The 18,528-nt window shown below is 47.8% G+C and carries 17 protein-coding genes; 6 read left to right on the top strand and 11 right to left on the bottom strand.

All coding sequences use genetic code 11. The features are described from left to right. Window positions 1-164 precede the first annotated feature (164 nt). Both ACTTKA_RS04075 and ACTTKA_RS04070 read left to right on the top strand, forming a co-directional pair. A complete protein-coding gene (locus tag ACTTKA_RS04075; RefSeq protein ID WP_442724070.1) occupies window positions 165-1,652 on the top strand; it encodes an IMP dehydrogenase in 1,488 nt (495 codons plus the stop codon). A gap of 34 nt (window positions 1,653-1,686) precedes the next feature. After that, window positions 1,687-3,576: an ABC-F family ATP-binding cassette domain-containing protein gene (locus ACTTKA_RS04070; RefSeq protein WP_442713774.1), complete on the top strand. Its 1,890-nt coding sequence runs from the start codon at window positions 1,687-1,689 to the stop codon at window positions 3,574-3,576. A gap of 5 nt (window positions 3,577-3,581) precedes the next feature. Here ACTTKA_RS04070 and ACTTKA_RS04065 read toward each other — a convergent pair whose 3' ends face one another. Beyond that, window positions 3,582-4,868, bottom strand: a complete 1,287-nt coding sequence (locus ACTTKA_RS04065; protein ID WP_442713773.1) for a M64 family metallopeptidase — start codon at window positions 4,866-4,868, stop codon at window positions 3,582-3,584. A 132-nt stretch (window positions 4,869-5,000) separates the two neighbouring features. On the opposite strand from ACTTKA_RS04065, the gene ACTTKA_RS04060 reads away from it, so the two are divergent. Then, complete coding sequence (locus ACTTKA_RS04060) at window positions 5,001-5,627, top strand: NUDIX hydrolase N-terminal domain-containing protein (protein WP_442724069.1); 627 nt, start codon at window positions 5,001-5,003, stop codon at window positions 5,625-5,627. Here the strand turns inward: ACTTKA_RS04060 and mscL are convergent. Both mscL and nhaA read right to left on the bottom strand, forming a co-directional pair. Beyond that, window positions 5,624-6,040 carry a large-conductance mechanosensitive channel protein MscL gene (gene mscL, locus ACTTKA_RS04055; protein WP_442713771.1) on the bottom strand — a complete coding sequence of 139 codons (417 nt, stop codon included), beginning with the start codon at window positions 6,038-6,040 and terminating at the stop codon, window positions 5,624-5,626. The genes ACTTKA_RS04060 and mscL overlap by 4 nt on opposite strands. Before the next feature lie 67 nt (window positions 6,041-6,107). Then, entirely contained in the window at window positions 6,108-7,421 is a 1,314-nt protein-coding gene (gene nhaA / locus ACTTKA_RS04050; protein ID WP_442724068.1) for a Na+/H+ antiporter NhaA, read from the bottom strand. Window positions 7,422-7,898: 477 nt separating this feature from the next. On the opposite strand from nhaA, the gene ACTTKA_RS04045 reads away from it, so the two are divergent. Then, on the top strand, window positions 7,899-8,159 hold the full coding sequence (locus ACTTKA_RS04045) for a hypothetical protein (RefSeq protein ID WP_442713770.1): 261 nt from the start codon (window positions 7,899-7,901) through the stop codon (window positions 8,157-8,159). A 15-nt stretch (window positions 8,160-8,174) separates the two neighbouring features. Continuing rightward, entirely contained in the window at window positions 8,175-8,543 is a 369-nt protein-coding gene (locus tag ACTTKA_RS04040) for a DUF488 domain-containing protein (RefSeq protein WP_442713769.1), read from the top strand. A gap of 68 nt (window positions 8,544-8,611) precedes the next feature. On the opposite strand, the gene ACTTKA_RS04035 is transcribed toward ACTTKA_RS04040, so the two are convergent. From ACTTKA_RS04035 to ACTTKA_RS04000, 8 genes are all read right to left on the bottom strand, one after another. Further along, a complete protein-coding gene (locus tag ACTTKA_RS04035) occupies window positions 8,612-9,235 on the bottom strand; it encodes an HAD family hydrolase (RefSeq protein ID WP_442724067.1) in 624 nt (207 codons plus the stop codon). A 57-nt stretch (window positions 9,236-9,292) separates the two neighbouring features. After that, on the bottom strand, window positions 9,293-10,537 hold the full coding sequence (locus ACTTKA_RS04030; protein WP_442724066.1) for a DUF1015 domain-containing protein: 1,245 nt from the start codon (window positions 10,535-10,537) through the stop codon (window positions 9,293-9,295). A 93-nt stretch (window positions 10,538-10,630) separates the two neighbouring features. After that, window positions 10,631-11,551, bottom strand: a complete 921-nt coding sequence (locus ACTTKA_RS04025) for an NAD(P)-dependent oxidoreductase (protein WP_442724065.1) — start codon at window positions 11,549-11,551, stop codon at window positions 10,631-10,633. Between the two features lie 175 nt (window positions 11,552-11,726). Further along, entirely contained in the window at window positions 11,727-12,002 is a 276-nt protein-coding gene (locus tag ACTTKA_RS04020) for a YciI family protein (protein ID WP_442713765.1), read from the bottom strand. A 98-nt stretch (window positions 12,003-12,100) separates the two neighbouring features. Beyond that, complete coding sequence (locus ACTTKA_RS04015; protein ID WP_442713764.1) at window positions 12,101-12,349, bottom strand: four helix bundle protein; 249 nt, start codon at window positions 12,347-12,349, stop codon at window positions 12,101-12,103. 57 nt (window positions 12,350-12,406) lie between these two features. Continuing rightward, complete coding sequence (gene serC / locus ACTTKA_RS04010) at window positions 12,407-13,474, bottom strand: 3-phosphoserine/phosphohydroxythreonine transaminase (protein ID WP_442713763.1); 1,068 nt, start codon at window positions 13,472-13,474, stop codon at window positions 12,407-12,409. A 129-nt stretch (window positions 13,475-13,603) separates the two neighbouring features. Then, window positions 13,604-16,483 carry a PD-(D/E)XK nuclease family protein gene (locus ACTTKA_RS04005; protein ID WP_442724064.1) on the bottom strand — a complete coding sequence of 960 codons (2,880 nt, stop codon included), beginning with the start codon at window positions 16,481-16,483 and terminating at the stop codon, window positions 13,604-13,606. Window positions 16,484-17,085: 602 nt separating this feature from the next. Further along, a complete protein-coding gene (locus ACTTKA_RS04000) occupies window positions 17,086-17,475 on the bottom strand; it encodes a hypothetical protein (RefSeq protein ID WP_442724063.1) in 390 nt (129 codons plus the stop codon). A 300-nt stretch (window positions 17,476-17,775) separates the two neighbouring features. Here ACTTKA_RS04000 and ACTTKA_RS03995 point away from each other — a divergent pair, with 300 nt between their 5' ends. Then, entirely contained in the window at window positions 17,776-18,489 is a 714-nt protein-coding gene (locus ACTTKA_RS03995) for a hypothetical protein (RefSeq protein ID WP_442724062.1), read from the top strand. The last annotated feature ends 39 nt before the right edge of the window (window positions 18,490-18,528 follow it).

The following is an 18,528-nucleotide window of genomic DNA, read 5'->3' as shown; positions in this document are numbered from 1 at the left end:
CCTCAATCCCTCGCATCCAAAAGAAACTGGCTCGAATGAAGCCACAACAACTAATGACAATGCAATTTTAATGCGTCACCCCTGCCCGCTGAAGTGCCTCTTTTTGCATATTTGAGGAAAAACGCTACTTTTGTACAATTTTTTCATCTCAAAACTTATAGATTATGGCTGTTTATTTAGAAGATGTATCCAGAACGTTCGGAGAATACCTCCTGATTCCCGGTCTGACAACCAAACAATGCACTCCCGCGAATGTCTCACTCAAGACACCGTTAGTGAAGCACCCTGCCGGAGAAAAACCGCTTATCGAGTTAAATATCCCGTTTGTTTCGGCTATCATGCAAGCCGTTTCCGGACCCGAATTGGCTATCGAGTTGGCTCGCAACGGAGGACTTTCATTTATCTTCGGATCGCAGCCTGTCGAAAGTCAGGCCGAGATGGTTCGCAAAGTAAAGAAATTCAAGGCAGGCTTCGTTGTCAGTGACTCGAACCTGACTCCGGAACATACGCTGGCCGACGTCGTCAAGCTCGTGAAAAGTACAGGACACTCGACAATCGGCATTACGGACGACGGTACGTCGAACGGCACGCTGCTCGGTATCGTCACCAGCCGCGACTACCGTACCGAAAAAGACAGCCCGGACATGAAGGTCAAAGAATTTATGACCCCATTCCCCAAACTGATTGTCGGACAATTGGGAATCACACTGAGCGAAGCCAATCAAATCTTGTGGGAGCATCGTCTCAACTCACTGCCCATTATCGATAAAGACCAGAAACTGGCCTACTTTGTCTTTCGGAAAGATTATGACAGCCATCGCAATAACCCCGATGAACTTTCGGACGAAACGAAGAAACTCCTCGTTGGCGCCGGTATCAATACGCGCGACTATAAAGAGCGAGTGCCGGCACTCGTCGAAGCAGGAGTCGACGCTCTCTGCATCGACTCATCCGACGGCTATTCCGAATGGCAACAAGAGACGTTGCAATGGATCAAGAGCCACTATGACATTCCGGTAGGCGCGGGAAATATCGTCGATGAGAAAGGCTTCCGCTACCTCGTCGATGCAGGTGCCGACTTTATCAAGGTCGGTATCGGAGGCGGTTCGATCTGTATCACCCGCGAACAGAAGGGTATCGGACGCGGACAGGCCACAGCACTGATCGACGTGGCGCAGGCGCGCGATAGTTATTCCAAGGAAAAAGGTATCTACATTCCGATTTGCAGCGATGGCGGACTGGTACATGACTACCACATGACCCTCGCTTTAGCCATGGGCGCCGACTTCCTGATGATGGGACGTTACTTCGCTCGCTTCGACGAATCGCCCACGCAGACCCTGCGTATCGGTAACAACTACGTCAAAGAATATTGGGGCGAAGGTTCGAACCGTGCCAAAAACTGGCAACGCTACGACACAGGCGGATCCGAGACGTTGAAATTTGAGGAAGGCGTTGACAGTTATGTACCCTATGCCGGCAAGATGAAAGACAATCTCGAGATCACGCTCGGAAAAATCAAAGCTACGATGTGCAGCTGCGGCTCTATCACGCTCAAGGAACTTCAGCGCGATGCCCGGATTACGTTAGTCTCGTCGACCAGCATCGTCGAAGGCGGCGCACACGACGTTATCCTCAAAGAACAAAGTTGAGAACAGTCACTTTTCGCTCATCGCTACGCACACAATGACACCGTTTCTGCAGGTCGATCATCTGACGAAGAGCTTCGGCGATCTGGTGCTCTTCAAAGACATTTCGTTTGGCATCGCACAAGGCGAAAAGGTCGGACTGATCGCTCCCAACGGGTCGGGAAAAACGACGCTGCTGCAAATCATTGCCGGAAAAGAAGGGCATGACAGCGGCAGCATCGTGTTCCGAAACGACGGGCAAGTAGCCTGGCTGGAACAGTCGCCACGGTACCCCGACGAACTGACGGTGCTGGAAGCCTGCTTCCATTCGCCCAACCGCACCGTGCAACTCATTGCCGAGTATGAGGCAGCCCTTGCCTCCAATGCCGATGCGGAACGAATGGAAACGCTTATCACCCGCATGGAGCAGGAGAAGGCGTGGGACTACGAACGGAAAGCGAAACAGATCCTCACCGAACTGAAAATAAAACATTTCGACCAGCCGATCGAAACCCTTTCGGGTGGACAGTTGAAACGTGTCGCACTGGCCAACGTTCTGATTACCGAACCCGATCTGCTCCTGCTCGATGAGCCGACCAACCACCTCGACCTCGAAATGGTGGAATGGCTCGAAAACTACCTCAACCGGTCATCCCTCAGCCTGCTGATGGTCACTCACGATCGTTATTTCTTAGACCGTATATGCAGCCGGATCATCGAAATAGACCGGAAATCTCTCTTTTCGTACAAAGGTAATTATGCGTATTACGTAGAGAAGAAAACAGAGCATACGGCAGCCGGCCACGCGGAACTTGCACGAGCCAATAATTTGTACAAAAAAGAATTGGAATGGATGCGGCGTCAGCCACAGGCACGCGCCGGAAAAGCGAAATACCGAATCGATGCGTTTCACGAGCTGGAAGAGAAAATCAAGCAGAAACGGGAAGCCGGAAATGTCAAGCTGAATGTCAAATCGGCTTATATCGGATCCAAAATCTTCGATGCGGTAAATGTCTGCAAACGGTTCGACGATTTGCGTATTCTGGAGAATTTCAATTACACGTTCGCACGATACGAAAAGCTGGGCATCATCGGACAGAACGGAACCGGCAAATCGACCTTTATCAAGATGCTGATTGGAGAAGTCGCTCCGGACAGCGGACATTTCGATATCGGTGAAACAGTGCGTTTCGGCTATTACAGCCAAGACGGACTGTCATTCGACGAGAACGCCAAAGTCATCGACATCGTACACGACATCGCTGAACACCTGACCCTTGGCGACGGAAAAATACTGACGGCATCGCAGTTCCTCGGACATTTTCTTTTCCCTCCGGAGAAACAGCATAACTATGTGTATAAACTCAGCGGAGGCGAGAAACGAAGATTGTATCTCTGCACCATCCTGATGCGTAACCCGAACTTTCTGGTGCTCGACGAGCCGACGAACGACTTCGATATCGCCACGCTGAACGTCCTCGAAGAATATTTGCGAAGCTTCAAAGGCTGCGTGATCGTCGTCTCGCACGACCGCTACTTCATGGATAAGGTCGTCGATCATGTGCTTATCTTCCACGGCAATGCCGAGATTCAAGACTTCCCCGGCAACTACACCCAGTATCGCGAATGGAAGGAAGAAAAACTGCGCCGCGAACGCGAGGAGGCCGAAGCATCCCCGAAGCAGGGAACGGGAACAGAAACTTCGGCACAACGTCAGCGGACGAATGACAAGCGTCGGCTCTCATACAAGGAACGGATGGAACTGGAAACGCTGGAAAAAGAGATCGAAGCCCTGGAGGCCGAAAAACAAACGCTGGAAAATGCGTTATGTAGCGGCACGCTCTCCGTCGAGGAGTTGACCGAGAAATCGAAACGTCTCCCTCTACTCAACAACGAACTTGACGAAAAATCGATGCGCTGGCTCGAACTGAGCGAAATCGAAGGATAACGCGCCTATTTGTCCGAGAGATAGTCGATCATTTTTAAAATCGCACGCCGGCAGGCCGGGCAGAACGGATGATAGTCACGCATCATGCAATGTACCATCGGACGGTAAACACCTTTAGCGACATAGCCTCCGCCTTCATATACCCCCGGTTTTGCTTCGTTTCCCGCAGCAGGCGTAGGGACAGGAGTCTCTTCAGATAACAAATCCTTCCATTTGGAGTCAAAATCTACCAGCGTAGTAATATTGGGTTCCCACGGCTCGAGTTTCACATTGTAAAAATCGCTATATGCCACCTCCGATTCGAAATATTCGTCGGCCAGACCGGCAAAACTATGCCCCAGCTCATGAACAAACACTTTCGCCGTGCGCTCATGATCAGCCGTCCCCATCGCATAGTAGTTATAGATGCCCCCGCCGCCATAATCGGACGAGTTGACAAGGATAAAAATCGCATCGCAAGGTACGTTCCATAACGCATCACGAATCGATTTCATATCGGAAGTAGTCAGGTAACGATCCAGACCGAATGTATAAAAGCCCGAACCAAAAGCCGTATTCCGATAGATACCTTTACCGGAAATATCCGTACCCGACTCTTCGGAGGGTACATCAACCGCCCACACATTGAAATCCGAGCGGCGGGCATCGTAAGGAGGGGTAGCAAACAATAACTCCATAAAACGCCGTGCATCAGCTTCGAACTTACCCATTTCAGCTTCCGTATATCCCTCGGGAAGAAACACAAAATCGACTTTTTCCGCCATATCCCCCTCGTCTTGCAAACGCCTCACCGGATGATTCTTCAACGCACCCCGATCGATAAAAATACTCTGCGGATCGACTTCGATTTTCAGAAGCGGATAGAAGCAGTTATCAGCTTTATTGCGTGCCGACAGTTCTACCTCAACGGGCTGTTTGGGATACGGCATGGAGAAACTGTTCGTCCACGATTGCTGTTGATTCTTTGCCTGCTCCGTCGTACGCCACTCCTCAAACAGCGTATTGAACCCTCGACTGTATATCAATTGCTTTGTCGCCCGGTCATAGACCTTGACATAATATCCGCCATAACCGAACGGATCAATCAAATTCTTCCTCGGACCACCCCACACAGGCTCCTCACGAAGTTGCTGCAATGCCGCACGTTGTTCCTGTGCATCACCGCTGAGAGCAAAATCCACACGCAGGCACCTGGCCTCGAAATATTTTTCGAACACATCTTGTGAGAAAGCAGTCAGACTGCAAAAAACCAACCCGATAACGGCGGCAACATTATATACAGATCTTCTCATATTTATTTATTGTTATTCATGTTTATGTCATGCGTTTTCTATGGCTGTTTTTCCTTACCAAGTTTTTTGGCAAAATTAGAAAATAATCTGAATTTTGCATCGTTTTAAAAATCAAAATTGTTGGATTACTCAATGGAAAAAGGAAAAGAACTGATTACACTTGCACAACGCATCCGGGCGCTTTCACAAACAGGCTTGGCTTATTCAGCTAATGAATACGAAATTGACCGCTGTCAGGAGTTGATCGAGATAAGCAACCGCATCACCGGCATCACCAGCGGTATTAAGGAAGAAGAGATTGACGCCTGTTATCTTCCCACAAAAGAATATGTAACCCCCAAGGTCGACATCAGGGCTGTCATTTTCAACGAAAAAGATGAGATTTTGCTGGTACGCGAGAAAGCAGACGGTCGTTGGGCTATGCCCGGAGGATGGTCTGACGTGGGTTATACCCCTAAAGAGGTAGCCGAAAAGGAGACAAAAGAAGAAACGGGACTTGATGTACGTGCCGAACGTCTGCTGGCCGTCATAGACAAACGGTGTCACCCATATCCGGCTGGTCCGTTTTACATCTACAAAATGTTTATTCTTTGCAAGGTTTTGGGAGGAAAATTGTCCGGTTCGTTCGATATTCTCGATCAAGGTTTTTTTGCTTTGGATAACTTACCGCCGTTATCCTTGGACCGAACGATACCGGAAGACATCCGGATGATGGACGAACTTCGCCACCATCCGGACGCACCGGTTTACATAGATTAATTCTTCTTCAGCAAATCGCGGATTTCCGTCAAAAGCTGCACATCGGCAGGAGGAGCAGCCGGGGCTTCCGGAGCTTCTTCTTTTTTTCTTTTAAACTTATTCACGGCCTTCAGCAACATGAAAATAGCAAACGCGATAATCAGGAAGTCAAAAATGACCTGAATAAAGTTTCCATAGCCTAATACCACTTCGGGCGAAATCACTTCTTCACCCTGCATAACAGCCTGTTTCAAGACAATCTTCAGATCGGAGAAATTCACGCCTCCGATAAGTAAGCCTAACGGAGGGGTTATTAAGTCTGCGACAAACGAAGAAACTATCTTTCCAAAGGCACCACCGATCACGATACCTACTGCCATATCCAGCACATTGCCGCGCATAGCAAACTCTTTAAATTCTTTAACAAATCCCATGTTCAATAATAATTTAAATTTAAAATGAATATATACAATTATCGACTCTCGATAATTGTTTCTTTTTTTACTCTTCCGATTTCTCCTCAGGAGGTAAAACACGTTTCAAATACTGGTATCCACACAGTCCCGAGACCAATGATCCGGCAAAAATACCCAGCTTCGCTTCGTTCAGCAGCACCGGCCCGATTTCGGGCAATGATGCGAACGAAAGATTCGCAATAAACAAGGAAACGGTAAAACCGATCCCCCCCAGCATCGAAACACCGAACATTCCTTTTTTGGTGAGGCCTTGCGAAACCGAAACAAGCCCCGTCTTCACCGACACATAGACAAACAGAAAAATTCCGACAGTCTTGCCCACAAACAACCCCAGAAAAACGGCAAGAGGTATACCTAATAGGGCCGAAGGCTCAAATCCTTCGAAACGTACCCCCGCATTGACAAATGCGAACAACGGGAGAATAAAATAGCTAACCATCGGATTGAGCCGGTGTACAATTCGTTGCAGCGGACTGACCGTATTGCTGGAAATACGATGTATATTACTCAGAAGCAATACCTGACCGGGACTCAACACCGAGGATCGACGTGAGTGTTTGACTTGAGAAAAATCCAGTAACGACAGATTCTCCCTCATTTCTCCGGCAAACTCATCCAGTTTTATCTTCGGTCTGGCCGGTACCGTAAAGGCAACCATCACTCCTGCGATGGAAGGGTGAATACCCGACTCTAAGAACAATAGCCAGACAATAAAACCACCAACATAGTAAAACAGTACATTGTTAATATTTAATCGTCCGCCAAGATATAAGCCGGCCAGCAGAACGACCGAAATCAATAAAGGAGGTAGGGCAATATGACTGCTGTAAAAAAGCGCAATCACTATAATCCCGCCGATATCGTCGACAATAGCCAATGCGGTCAGGAATATCTTCAAACTTAACGGAACGCGTTTCCCGAAAAGCCCCAATACCGCGAGGGCAAATGCAATATCGGTAGCCATCGGAATGGCTGCTCCATTCGATTCGGGATGTTGATGACAAATCGCAAAATAAACAAGTACCGGCACAATCATGCCTCCACAGGCTGCGATCACCGGAAGCAACGCTTTTCTGAATGAACTTAATTCGCCTACTAAAATCTCTTCTTTGATTTCCAGCCCTACGACAAAAAAGAAGATGGCCATCAAGGCATCGTTCACAAAAGCCAACAAAGACATCGGTTCGCCATGATGCGCAAAAAACACAAAATCACCAAACCGAAAATTGATGGGAAAGTCGAGAAGACGGTAATATGCTTCGCCCCACGGTGTATTAGCCAGTATAACGGCTGCAAGGGTGGTAACAAACAGCAATAAGCTCGCATTCGGCTTTTGCATTACAAAATGGCTTAACGGTTTTAATTTTATCACGGCCAAATTCTTTTTTTTCGTTAGTAATCAAACAGCTATATAATTCTCGTGACAAAAATACAAATTTTATTTTAATTACTATTCGTTTAACATAGAAAAAAATCATATCAAACAGCATCTATGAAAATCTCGGACACGATGGCGCCCGTTGAGAAGAGATCGACTCTCCGGATACGGATCATTTACTCAAAAGTTTGGTATGTATCATACGCACGAACTCTTCCTTCATGTCCCAAATCTCCTGTTTTTATGAGATAAAAACGAATAAGGACCGAATGATTCAATAAATCATCGTTTTAAAGTCGTTTCTTCTTACATTGGTCGTAGGGAAGATTTTATCGGATGGCAATGAAAAAAAGCAACGTTTGGGGTGCAGCTGTTCAATGAAACCTGTGTATCTTTGCATTCGACAAAAGCACGATGAATCAAAATACGTACCGAAAGATGAAAAAGAAGTCTTTCATCACTCACTTTGCGGCTTATATTGTTCATGCTGTTGCATGTCTTCGGCTCCACAGGTATCGGAGAGCCTTTCCTGCATACTGTATCGTGGGTGTTAGTGATTATCTGTTGCCGGTGTGCTTACTATCTGGCACAGTGCGCGGCAATATCGGCAAGAAGTTAGGGCAGCAGCCGCAGGAGGATTTACGAAAAGAGAGGAAAGAGCGGGCTGTGTCTGTTAAAAACGATCAAGCAAAGTCATAACCATAAGATAAAGAAATGGTACAAGTTCGAATAAAAAGGGTTTACGAGCCGGAAGAAGCGTCGGACGGGTTTAGAGTATTGGTGGACCGATTATGGCCGCGGGGCATCAAAAAAGAGCAATTACTTTACGACGTATGGGCGAAGGACATCACGCCGAGCCCATCTCTGCGACAATGGTTCCATCAGGACGAAACGGGACATTGGGCGGAGTTTGTGCAGAGATATCGGCAGGAGCTGAATGAGAATCCGGCAGTCGAAACGTTTATCGATCGGCTTCGTGGACAGCAAACAGTCACATTGCTTTATGCTTCGAAAAACGCAGCCGGCAATCATGCGCTGATCTTGCAGGAGTTTCTGACGAAACGGTTGAACCAGAGATCGTAACTGGTCAGTGGCGTCTCTCTCTCTTTGTTTTCTGCAGATACGGTGAGAAGGTACAACGAGTGCCGAGATCAAAGTTGTTTAAGGCATCGGTCGACATCGGCTCGCCAGTCTTTCCCGTTTTCAGCAAGCAAGGTTACGAATCCTAACGACCTTGCCGTTTCGAGATGCTGTATGCCATCGTCGATATATAAAGATTCGGAGGGGATGACGCCGCTGTCGGCGATCATTTTCCGGAAAATTTCGGGATGGGGTTTCATGCATTTCAGTTCGTACGAGAAATACATCCGATCGAAATAGTCGGAAATCGGGCGGCGGGCCTCGGAGAAGTCGCTCGTTTTTGCCCATTCCACGATCATATCGTTGTTATTGCTCAGCACGTAGCATTTGTATTGTTTACGGAGTTCCAGAATGTAGTCGAGCTTATAGACGGGCGCGGGATTGACCATGCTCTTCCATGCTTCACGGATGGCATCGGGGCGAAGTTCTTTTCCGCAATGATCGGATAATAGTTGGCAGAATTCGAGCGTTGTGATGTCACCGTTTTCAAGCGAACCGAACAGTCCGTTATGGCTGTAAGGATTGATGAGGTCAGACGCGTCGCTGACTCCCAAAGCCTCGAACTGACGGACGGAACACTCACGCGAGAGGTCTACCAGCACGCCTCCCATATCGAATACAATGTTTTTTATCATAGTCATAAAAAACGAAGCGCGAGGTATCTCTTGATCCTCCGCGCTCCGTCGTTTTTTTTAAGTCAGTTTATGAATTACCAGTCCCGAACGCAGTTTCGGTTCGAACCACGTCGTTTTGGGTGGCATGATATTGCTTGTATCGGCGATGTCGATCAATTGCTTCATCGAGACGGGGTAGAGCGCAAGCGCCACTTTCATTTCGCCGCTGTCGACCCGTTTTTTCAACTCGCCTAATCCACGGATACCGCCGACGAAGTCGATCCGTTTATCACTACGCAAATCTTTGATTCCAAGAATTTCGTCGAGAATCAGGTTCGATGAGATCGTTACGTCGAGCACGCCGATCGGGTCATTGTCGTCATACGTTCCCGGTTTGGCCGTGAGCGAATACCAGTTTCCGCTGAGGTAGAGCGAGAACTCGTGCAGACGTGTCGGTTTGAAAATCTCCGGACCTTTCTTTTCGACGGTAAAGTGTTTGGAAAGTCTGTCCAGAAAGGCTTCGTCCGACAGTCCGTTCAGGTCTTTCACGACGCGGTTGTAATCGATAATCGTCAATTGGTTGGCCGGAAAACAAACAGCCATGAAGTAGTTATATTCCTCATCGCCGCGATGGTTCGGGTTTTGCTGCGCTTTCTCGGCGCCGACGAGCGCGGCCGCGGCCGAACGGTGATGCCCGTCGGCGATATACATGGCCGGCATGGCTGCAAACAGTTCGGTGATGCGCCGGATATCGGCCTCGTCGTTAATCACCCAGAACGTATGACCGAAACCGTCTAACGCGGCCGTAAAATCATATTCGGGCTGCCCGGCCGTATATTTGGCAACAAGCGCGTCGATCTCTCCGTTTTCGGGATAAGCGAAGAATACGGGTTCGATATTGGCATTGTTCACCCGCACGTGCTTCATACGGTCCTCTTCCTTGTCGCGGCGCGTGAGTTCGTGCTTCTTGATTTTGCCGGTCATATAGTCTTCGACATAAGCGCAAACGACTAACCCATACTGAGTCTTTCCATCCATCGTCTGGGTGTAGATGTAGTACTGTTCTTTGTCGTCTTGTACCAGCCACCCTTTGTCTTGAAACATTTTGAAGTTCTCCGCCGCTTTATCATAGACTTTCGGGTCATGCTCGTCGGTGCCGACGGGGAAGTCTATTTCGGGTTTGATGATGCGATAGAGCGACTTTTCGTTACCCTGCGCTTCGGCACGCGCTTCTTCGGAATTCAATACGTCGTACGGGCGAGACTGTACCTGTTCCACTACGTCCTTCGGCGGACGTATGCCTTTGAAAGGTTTGATTTTCATGTTGGATTCATATTAAAAGACCTCCCAAAATCGTAATCGCAAACACGATAATAACGATCGTGTGCATGATCTGCGGGGGGTCTTTCCGGTTCATTACTTGTTTACCTGAAATGTTCGATTACCGTTCTTCAGGAAGTCCACAATCTGGTTGGCTGCGGCGATGCCGGCGTTGATGTTGGCTTCGGCCGTTTGCGCACCCATTTTCTTGGGAGTACTGAAGTAGCGTCCGGCAAACGTCTCAGTCAGTTCGGCATGATTGCCCGGCATGATGTCCGTGAGGTACTTGAAGTCGGGGCGTTCTTCCATCACCTTGACCAGATCGGCCTCGTTAACCACTTCCTTGCGTGCCGTGTTGATGAGCATGGCTCCCTTAGGCATGCCGGAAAGCAGATCGTAACCGATCAGGTTTTTCGTTTCGGGTCTGGACGGAACATGCAAGGAGATGAACTGGCACGTTTTGTACAATTCTTCGGCCGATGAAACGGCTTTCACGCCGTCAGCCTCGATGACGCTGGCGGGGCGCGAGTGATGATAGGCGTAGACCTCCATCCCGAACCCTTTGGCGATGCGTGCGACGATGCGTCCGATGTTGCCGTAGGCATGGATTCCGAGTTTCTTACCCAGCAGTTCGGAGCCGGAAGATCCGTTGAACATGCTGCGTACGCCGTATACCATCAAGCCTAATGCCAGCTCGGCCACGGCGTTCGAGTTTTGCCCCGGCGTATTCATCACGCATACGTTGTGCGCTGTCGCGGCCTCGAGGTCTACGTTGTCATAGCCTGCGCCGGCGCGCACTACAATTTTCAGTTGCTTGGCCGCATCCAGCACTTCGCTGTCGACCTTATCGCTGCGGACGATAAGCGCGTCCACATCTTTCACGGCATCGAGCAGTTGGGCTTTATCGGTATATTTTTCCAACAGCACGCATTCCATTCCGGCTTGCTCTACAGTTTCACGGATTCCTTTCACTGCCACAGCGGCAAACGGTTTTTCTGTTGCTACAAGTACTTTCATTTCTCTTTTTGTTTACAGGTTCGATCGTTTATCTGTTTGTTGTGTATGAATTCGTTTAATCTGACTTTATTTCAACTCTTTCAGCTTATTCGACAATTCTTTGCTCCGTGTATGCAGTCTATCGCTTCATAATTTCCTCTGCAAAACCTGATACATCATTTTCACAATTTCTCATTTAAAGAAGATATCCGTTTTCCGCATTTGCTATTTCAAGACAATGCAGTTTATAGGTTTTACAGCCTGATAAAATGAATGGATCGTTTTCTGCTATCTTGACCGCTTCTATTTGATTATCAGCTCTAAAAATGACAACTCCTCCGGGAAAATCCTGAAAAGGGCCGCATAAGATCAATACTCCCTTTTCATCCAATACTCGCAGGTACTGGACATGCTGTTGAATTATTTGATATGTTAATTCTTTTTTATTCTCCATTAAATAAAGATATGTCATATTCCCTCCTAATTAATTATAAGGTTATAAGATACCCATTTGAACGGACATTCTCAAGAAATCATCTTCATTGATAAAATTCAAATCTTTTGCAAGAATCAGCAAACAACACACTTCGAGCAATGACCATACGCGATTTTCGAAAAGTACGATTGTTCTTCTAATAATTGTCGGGCTGTACCCTCGGCAATATTCAGAGGAACAGAAACAGCTGCACGCCGTATATGACTTGCTATATTGTATGGCTCGAAATCAGCGTTTTTTTGCAGAAAATGATAGACTTCTTTGACAAAAACACGCGAAACCTGCCAGGCATCTAATTTCTCAAACGCATACAGATGTTCCATTCATCCGAAAATAACGCGATACTTACAAACAACTAAACATTTAAACAGCTAAATATTTCAATTCTTTTTCTCAAATTCCTTCATTGTTTCTACTAATGCTTTTACGCTCTCGAGGGGCATAGCGTTGTAGAGCGATGCGCGGAAGCCGCCTACCGAACGATGTCCCTTGATACCGACCATTCCGGCAGCAGCAGCAAATTCGGCGAACGAACTTTCAAGTTCTTTATATTCGTCGTTCATGACGAAGCAGACATTCATCAACGAACGGTCTTCGGGCACTGCCGTACCGCGGAAGAGTTTATTACGGTCGATTTCGTCGTACAGCACGGCCGCTTTTTCCTGATTCTTCTTCTGTAATACCTTGACTCCTCCTTGTTCCTTATACCATTTCAGCGTTTGCAGCGCGGCGAAGATCGGCAATACGGGCGGAGTGTTGAACATCGAATCTTTATCGATATGAGTTTGGTAATTCAGCATGGTCGGGATGGGACGTTCCACTTTTCCGAGCGCGTCTTTGCGAACGATGACGATGGTCACGCCCGAAGGTGCGAGGTTCTTCTGTGCTCCGGCATAGATGATGTCGAATTTGGAAACGTCGACCGGGAACGAGAAGATGTCGGACGACATGTCGGCCACAAGGGGCACGTTCACCTGCGGGATGTCATGAATCTCCGTTCCGTAGATGGTATTGTTCGTCGTGATGTGGAAATACTCCGTATCCGGCGCAAGGGTGTAGTTCTTGGGGATGTACGTGTAATTTTTGTCTTTCGACGATGCCACGAGGTCTACTTCGCCAAAGAATTTCGCTTCTTTAATGGCTTTCGATGCCCATGTACCGGTATCGAGGTAGGAGGCTTTTTTCTTCAACAGGTTGTAGGGTACCATGCAGAATTGAAGGCTTGCTCCACCGCCCAGGAAGACGACTTCGTGTGTGGCGGGAACGTCGAGCAGTTCTTTAATCAATGCGCGCGCTTCGTCGTTGACGGCCACAAATTCTTTACCCCGGTGGGACACTTCGAGCAGGGATAATCCCGTGCCTGCAAAATTCAATACGGCGTCGGCCGTGTTCTTAATCGTGTACTCGCTCAAAATCGAGGGTCCAGCATAAAAATTGTGCTTTCTCATAGCTTTTTAATTACTTTGTGTTGTTAATTAGTAAATACGTTGGGGCAAAGATATAAATAAAATCAAGGAACAAGCCATCTAAGGCAGGAATTAACACATGATAAAAAGGAATCGTTGAATATAAACGATTTATCGCCCGCAGATATCGGCAAAGGGACAATAAGAACACATTTTGGCGTGGAGCGTTTGTCCGAAAGGTACGGAGGGATCGAATATCTCGTCGAGGCAATGGCGGAGATTGTCTTCGAACTCGTCGCGCACGACGACAAAGTCGGTGATCTGCTCTTTCTCCTTGCCCCGATAGACAGACGGGTCGAAGTCGTCGGCAAAGAGATGGCGTACGTAGTAGATCGAGGGTTGTATGGGCATGCCGTTGCTTCGGTCGCCGTACATCCACGCGTAGGTAAATACCTGCATGATGGCGGGCTGACGCTTCTCGTCGGTGCGATCGAAGAGGTTTTCTACGGTTTTGAAGTGCATATCTTTCTTCGTGCCGGTCTTGTAGTCCACTACGCGGATAGTGTCGCGCACTTCGTCGAGACGGTCGATAAAGCCTTTGAGGTTTACGGTTCGTCCGTCGGTAAGTGTGAAAGGGTGATGAATCTTCATCTCCGAGGCGACGTAGCGGAAGGGGGTGAGACGGCGGTCGCGTTCGAGGATTTTGCGTACATATTTCCGGATCATCTCGCCGGTCAGGTAGCTCTGTCCGCTCAGGGGACGTGGCTCGGCGGTGTGGAAAAAGAGTTCGGCGAATGCGCGCTGAATTTTTTCGGTGAGTACCTTTTCGTCGGCCGCGAGTCGCAACAGATCGGCCGTTACTTGCGCTCCGCAGTAGGGGCGGTACGACTCTTCCATGACCTGATGCAGGATGTTTCCGAACACACGGTTGTCGACGCTTTCGGCGACGTCTTCTTCCTCCTTTAGTTTTTCGACCGAAGAGAAATAAAACTTCAGCGGGCAATCCAAATACGTATTGATGGTGCTGGCCGAGAGCGCCCGCGTGCCGCCGCTCAGAAAATCGTCGAGGCGGCGGAGGGTCTCTTCGGTTTTGACCACTTGCAAGGCCGGAGGCCTCGAGGAAGCAATGTTGTAAACAACCAATTTTTCACGCAGCGGCGTTTCGTAATGGTAACGCAGCTGATGCACGTAGCGGCTTACCTCGCCCGTGTTCAATCCGTCGGTACGCGTGTCGTAGAGCAGCGTCACGTGTTTGGCGCGTGCGATCATCCGGTAGAAATGATAAGCCCAGATGCTGTCCTGATGTTCGTAGGTTGGCAGTCCGAAGCCTCGTCTCAAGTTATAGGGAATGAACGAAGCTGTGGCTTTGCGGGCAGGGAAAAAGCCTTCGTTCACAGAGAGCACGATCAGCCTTTCAAAATCAAGCACGCGTGTTTCGAGCACTCCCATGACCTGAAGTCCCGACAACGGTTCGCCGCGGAAAGGGATCGTGATCGTTTCGGTGAGCCGTTCGAGCAGCCGCGCGTACGTATCGACCGACATTTCGATGCGCGACGCTCCGATAAGGTCTCTCATCCGGTTGACCGTCGTGAAATAATGGTAAACGAATTCCTGCTCCAGCTCGTCCATGCCGGTGGGTTCATCTTCGTCGTCGGCATCTCGCTCGATGCGTTGGGCGGAGAGTATGCGGTTCAGCTCTTGAAGCACGGCGATGAGGTAGGATGAGACGTCGACGGTCGTTGGCGCAGGGTCGAAGATCAGCGTGAGCAGAGGCGTCTGTTGCAGGTCGGCCGCGGCGATGTAGATGCGGTTGTTGTCGGTAATCTGCCTGACGATGGCGACGATCTCGGCGGGCGACGTAGCCTGAATATACCGATGATTAAGCACGGGCAAGACCTCGCGATGATAAAAGCAGGGCTTTCCGTCGATAACGCGCACGTTTTTCCGCAATGCGAGCACGGCTTCCATCAAGGAGGCTACGGGCGTGCCGGAAAGCGGATAACCCAGCGTGACGTTGATGTGCCGAATGGCTTCGGGCACGGAATGAAGCACGGGGATGAGCAGTTGTTCGTCGGGCAGTACCACGGCCGTGCGTAAAGCTTCGTCGGCGCTCATCTCGTCACGTCCGCCCAGCGCTTCTTCGAGCAGGGCATGCACCTGTTTGGCCTGCCCGATGCGTGAAGGGATGCCGATCAGCGTAATGTCGGGCGTGTACGGCGGCTCCGGAGGAAGCTTCAGCGACGAGGGGAACTGCTTCACGTATTCGCGCACGAAGTACGACGCCCGGTTGTCCGAGTCCATCACCTTGTCGCCCGTGCCGGTATCCCAATAGAAGTCGGCGATCTCTTGTTGCTGCAACAATCGGAGCAGTGTGTATTCGGTTTTCGAGAGGGCGCTTAACCCGACGAAGACTACTTTCGAGTAAGGCAGCCGGCAAGCGCCTTCGCGCTCAATATGTTCGACCACCTCACGGCTGATCATCCCTTCGTACCCTTTGCCTTGTGCGGCTAATGTGTCGCGCAGCTCGCGGTAGATCGCATAGAGCATCTGCCAGACGCTTAGGAAGTAGCGGCGGCTCGCTCCTTCTTCGCCGGGGCGGAACGATGACCAGAACGCGCGGATGGCTTCGATCTGATGCGGTTGCAGGTAGCTCAAGTCTTTCTCTACTTCGTGCAAGTCGGTCACGTTCGTAAACAATTGGCGCGCGTCGGCCATGTATTTATCTACGTCATCGAAATCGTTAAGTAACATCTCGCCCCAGAACACGAAATCGTCGAACGTTTCCTTTGCTCCGCTGTGGCGGATGTAGATATGGTAAAGAAGGAAGAGCATTTGCAACCGGTCGGCCGGTTGCTTGTCGCTCAATTGCGCGAACAGTTCGCTGATGGTTCGTATGGCCGGCGAAAAAATCGGTCGGCCGGCTGCTTGCGAGAGGTATTTGCGAAAAAACAGTCCGGCACGACGGTTGGGAAACACGAAGGCCATCTGTTGTATGTCGGTGCCGTACGTCTCGTAAAACAAGGTTGCGATCTGTTGTAGAAAAGGAGTCATCCGGATATTCTTTACCTGCGCAAAGATACGATTTTTTTATTCTCTTCCTTTGCCGGCTTGCTGCCGAAAACGATAAAGAAGGGAGTTTGTGTATATTATTAAGCTCTACGCAGCAACTGCATGCTAAAGATCCGAACGCAATGAAATGAAAAATGAAAAGTGAAGAACTAAAAGTGAAAAATGATGTCCTTCGGGTGTTTAACTGTTGCGCTAACGGCTAAAAACGGATGGCTGACCCCTAATTTAATTCAGGCTTTCAGCCCTCTGAATAAGGTATGGGTATGAATTACCCCACCCTTGCGGGATGGGGCTGAACTATATTGGGCTTTCAGCCCTTGTGCTCCGTAGAGGTATTTAGAGCTTGAGTTGTTTGTCGCTCTCCGAGCGATGATAAGTGTCAATAGTTAATGGTCAATGGTCATGGATGATACACTCTGAATCATGTACCCGGCAAATAACCATTAATTCTTGACAACTAACCATTAAAATGCAAAAAGTGACTTGCTTAATAGTACTTATGTATCAATTAATCTCTTTCCCTAATAAAATACCTTCACTTTTTCTGTCTTTATTTTATTTTCTCAAATGATGGGTTGCTGTTTTTATCTGTTTAGAGAGACTTTGAAAGAGATAAAAAGATTTTGAGGTTTAACTGATTGCTCTTTTGATAAGATTATTTTCTTTTTTGCTATGCTAAACTTCTCTTTTGCTTTGCTCATTTTATCTTCTTTGCAATTCATTTTATCTTCTTTACAATCGAAAGGTTCTTTTGCCATAATGAACTTCTCTTTTGCTTTGTTTATTTTATCTTCTTCACAATTCATTTTATCTTCTTCACAATTCATTTTATCTTCTTCACAATTGAAAGGTTTTTTTGCCATAATGAACTTCTCTTTTGTTTTGTTTATTTTATCTTCTTCACAATTCATTTTATCTTCTTCACAATTGAAAGGTTCTTTTGCCATGCTAAACTTCTCTTTTGCTTTACTCATTTTATCTTTTTAACCATTTGACAACTCCAAGAAGAAAAAATACTTCTACAGCTTATCAAATAGTATATAAACTTTTTCTTATCGTCATACAGCTTAATCTTATGGATAAAATTCGAATAAAAAGAAGATTATATTGAAAAAGAAACAGGAATTTTTCTTTCTTATAAGCATATATTCAAGCCTTAAAAAGTTAATAATAATTAAATCCAATAATTAAGGGTACTTTTTTGATGAAAATGTATTATATTTGAAGCGGAAAAGATAATTCATTATTTGTTAAACATTTAAATTTAAGTAACGATGGCAAACTATTCAGAAGTAGGTTTTGGCGCAAAATTGCGTAAGGCACAAGATTTAGTACATTACATCGGGCAATTCGACGGATATAATCCGCCCAGACCCGAGGAGTCGGTCAGTGGAATGAATGATTTACTGAACCTGATCATCGGAGCGAATGCCGAAGTCGTTCATATCCAGCAATTGTATAAGGGAGCAAACAGTAAACGCGTACTGGTCTATCATGATTCGGAAATGTCCATTTCGAAAGTCGTTACCTCTATTTGTGGAGCCGTTGAAGCACAGTTCGGAAAAGATTCCCTCGAGTTAGAATCGATTAGGGTATATGTAAAGAAAATGCGGAGTATCAAAGTACCAAAAGCTCCGAAAGATCCGACCGCAGGGCCGGAGACGAAAACCATCAGCCGTTCGGAACAATCATTCGGGTCGTTAATTCAGAACTTTAATAACATCATTACGATCTTGGGCGAGCTAACCGGCTATAATCCTTCGAATACGCAACTTACGGTCGATTCTTTAAAAACATTATCGCAAGAGGCTACGAATCTGAACGACTCGGTCGCGAAGTATATCACTGATCTTAAAACCGTAAAGGCGAAGCATCTGGCGCTTTATGACGATCTGCATGATCGTGTGCAGCGTATTAAAGCCTACGTAAAAGCGCAATACGGTTACTCCTCGGAGCAATATAAGATGATTAGAGGAATGGCGGTATAAGGGGAGAAGGATAGAAAACGCTACCAACCTATTGTCAAA

The organism is Tannerella sp. (genome assembly GCF_052170195.1).
Classification (GTDB): Bacteria; Bacteroidota; Bacteroidia; order Bacteroidales; family Tannerellaceae; genus Tannerella.
This window is presented reverse-complemented; position numbering and strand designations above follow the sequence as displayed.